Consider the following 3,741-nt stretch of genomic DNA (forward strand, 5'->3'; position numbering starts at 1 on the left):
GATTGCGATGCGGTAATTGTGGTGCAAAGATTCCCCAGTATTCGGGGTGCGGAATTAGAAATTATTAAATTTACCGAACAAGGCGATCGACATGTCACCGTTGCGGATAAACTATTTGTATTCCTGAGTAATATCGATCAAAAGGGTAGTCCAGCGGCGATGCAAGAGCATATTCAGGAAGCAATTACTGAATGGCAAAGTCGCGCTCGTTTACCGGAACATCGGGTGGTTTCGGGTTCGGCTGGTGCGTATTTAGTATTGGCAGGAATAGCCAGCGAACAAACGATTAAGGAAGTCGGGAATGTCGATGCGGTTCGGGCTAGACTGCAATCTTTAATGGAGATTGAAGATCCAGATGCCCTCGTCGATACGACGGGGATTAAGGAAATTAAGGATCGGGTTAATCATTATATTAATACCGAACGAGTTAAGATTTTACAGAAACGGTGTGAAGCTTCGACTACCCAAATTATCGGCACTTCCCAGAAGATTTTCGATTTGGTGAGTAAGCGATATTCCGATAATCCTGAGGAAGCCAAACGGAAGGAAGAAAATCAACGGCGGATCGAATTTTCGCTATGGTGGAAGGAACAATGGGAGCGGATTCAAGCGGATTTAGCTGACTATTATGATGAAAATATTCGTACGAATAACCGAGATCGCGAGTCTTTAGTTAATTCTACTAGTCAGACGGATTTTAAAAACCGTTATCTGGCTCATGTCGATCGATCTTTCAATGATTTGCGGACTAAAACTGCTCAACGGAGAGAGCTAATCTTTAAGAAATATTCGATCGTTCAATTCGATAGTGTACCAGCTAATTATGCTTGGCGAGAAGAGTTGTATGCAGATATCAGTCGAATGCTATTAGATATAGCGAAGGAATTGGCGATCGAACTTCGCGCTCAGGCGTTAGAATTGGTAAACTATCTGACATCTTCACTCTACGACAGTGAGGAAGTCAAAAATAGGCTAATTGCCAATACTGATGAATATGTAGAAGCTCTAAATCGGAGCTTGAGCGTCCTATTTTTACGGTTTGCTCGACCGATGGTAGAATCTCTAGTTCGTGCGCCTGTGGGTAGCGAAATGCGCCTGAGTATCGTTAAAAATATCGGTGTGGATATCGATATTTTAGACAATTACTATGAGGGCGAAGAGTCGGCGTTTAGCTGTCTCAAACGCTATCTTAAATACGGGCGAGATTTACTATACGATCGCAGTATTAGAGAAAAAATTCTCGGTATCGCCGAACCAATTGTCGAAGCATTTATAGTAGAACCGACTCCCGAAGCGGCGGTAATTGCCGAAGTAGAAGCAGATCTAATGGCGGTGGAAACTTACTTACGATCGGCAATATTTGAAGCAGCCGGATTCCAACAGTATTGTCTCCAAGAATTGGATCGATTGCGGGATATATTTATTAATTCTGAAGCGGTTTGGAGTGGGGTAATTCAGAATGAATGGTTGGAAGATAACCCGAAACTATTAGCAGCTTTACCAGCGGAATTAAGAAGTCATGAAGTCGATCTAGAGGCTAGCGATAGGTTACGACAATTATCTATTGCTTTGAAAAAATTAGGCAATTAAATTAGGTCTCGATCGTATCACAATTAACCTGTAGGTGTGCCCCTCGTGGGTACCCACGGGTTGTCGCAGTAATAATATCGGTCGATCGTTAATTGTGGGTGAGGGCGGGTTCGTTCGATCGTTATTTTTACTGCCAAAATATTAGCATAAACCCGCCCCTACAGTCCCATACATGCCAAAATATTGGAATTATGCTGTTAAAATATATCGATCGAGAAGTCAAGACAATTAGACGAGAATGGCAAACTCATCGACGTAAAATAGCTAAACAACTTTCACCATCTGAACGATCGATCTTGACAGAGTTAGATGATATATTTTTCAATGCTACTGCTAAACTATTAGTAGATTTACAATCGCCAACATTAACGATCGTCACAACAGGTACAACCAGCAGCGGTAAAAGTACGTTAGTAAATCTATTATGTGGAGCAGAGATTATTCCTGTAGCCGTGCAAGAAATGAGCGCGGGATTGGTGACGATCGAGTACAATCAAAATACGGCTATTCATATCGATCGAACCTCTGGGGCATTATGGGAGTGTGGCGACTGGTATAATATTAGCGATCGTGAAATATCCGATCGATTAGCCACAGTGATGAATAGTTATCTCGAAGCTAAATATAACGGCTCGATCGATATTAGTTATCCCCAAATTCGGATCGAGTATCCGATTCGCTTATTATCCACAGATAGCCGATTGCAATTACCCGAAGGTATAAAGTTACGAATTGTTGATTTACCTGGACTATCTCACCAACAAGATATCGAAAATTTATCCTTATTAAAGACTTGCGAGCTAGCATTATTTTTAGTCACTTATAATAGTGCAGAAACAGATCGACAAAAAGTGAATATGCTCTTGCAGGCTGTCGTAGAGCAACTGAAGATAATTGGCGGCTTGTCAAAAAATATGTGGTTTCTATTCAATCGCATCGATGTTTTTCATGGCGATAAAGATCGGGTAGCGAGTGAAGATAAGTTTATCGATCAGACTAAATCGGAAATCGATAAATTATTAACCAAGCATCATTTACAGATCGAACCTAACCAAGTCGCTAAAATTTCGACAATGCCAGCTTTATTGTCATTATTAATCAAAAGTAAAGATGAGAAAGAAAGAATAGAAGCTGCGAGTAGATTAGATCGTAACTTTAATTTTTTGATTCCTGAGGATATTGCTAACGATCTGCCGAGAAATCCAGCTAAATGGAGTCTGAATGAATGCGATCGAGTAGCAGCAGCGATTTGGGATGTATCTTATGGGGCGGAATTCGATCGATTGCTGATAGATAGTCTTCAAACCAATTTAACCGATCTAATCTTCCTGCTAATTATTCAAGAATTCGATCGAGGACTCTATTTAGAGATCGGCAAATGGGCGGATAAAAGAAGTAAAGGAAATATCATCGAATTGGAAAGCATTAATTATGTGAAGACTCAGAGCGATCGATTGTTAAATAGGCTCGATCGGGCTGTTAATACATCTATTAAATATCGGAGATTGCCACAATTGTTGCAACAATTAATTATGTATTATTCGAGCTGGCTCGATCGGATTTCTGGAAACTTAGCCAGAGATCCTCGATCCCGTTAATGCTTGGGTATGGATGGATCGTGGGTTATTGTCGATCGATTGAGGCAAACGAGCAGATAGTAGTAAACATTACAATTAATACCTTCTCCTAAAAAATCCCCTCCTCGGAGGGGTGCCCAACGGGCGGGGTGGGTAAAATCTTCGATACCAACAAATCACCCCCAACTATCTCCCCACTGAAGGATTACGATCGATCTTGCTGAGATGTCAGGGCATTTGGAGTTGATAGCTAGCAGCACGGATCTACCCACCCCGCCTTTCAGGCACCCCTCCGAGGAGGGGATTTTAAGAGAGTGTATAGCATTTAGAACACATTACATCGAATGAGCCAATGCGATCGCTTTTGGGCACTATATAACCAGTGCCGTTTCTAAATCTTTTAGATATCGAAATGCCGGATTTTAGATAAAGCTAGCAAAAAATGGACACGACGAACGATAAATCACGAACTATTTCGATTGTCTTGACTCAGATAATCCCGCAATTTACTGCGGTACGATAGGGAATCTTCGACAATCAAAATAGTTCGTGATTTATCGTTCGTCGTGTCCAT

Annotated in this window: 2 protein-coding genes; both read left to right on the top strand. The window is 41.3% G+C overall.

Going from position 1 to position 3,741, the window contains the following annotated elements; genetic code table 11:
- A partial coding sequence (locus RMO79_RS24325) for a hypothetical protein (protein WP_310485863.1) occupies positions 1-1,590 on the top strand: 1,590 nt, incomplete at its 5' end.
- 191 nt (positions 1,591-1,781) lie between these two features.
- Positions 1,782-3,188: a dynamin family protein gene (locus RMO79_RS24330; RefSeq protein WP_310485864.1), complete on the top strand. Its 1,407-nt coding sequence runs from the start codon at positions 1,782-1,784 to the stop codon at positions 3,186-3,188.
- Positions 3,189-3,741: the final 553 nt, after the last annotated feature.

Origin of the sequence: Chamaesiphon sp. VAR_48_metabat_403, assembly GCF_031422475.1 — a bacterium.
Classification (GTDB): Bacteria; Cyanobacteriota; Cyanobacteriia; order Cyanobacteriales; family Chamaesiphonaceae; genus Chamaesiphon.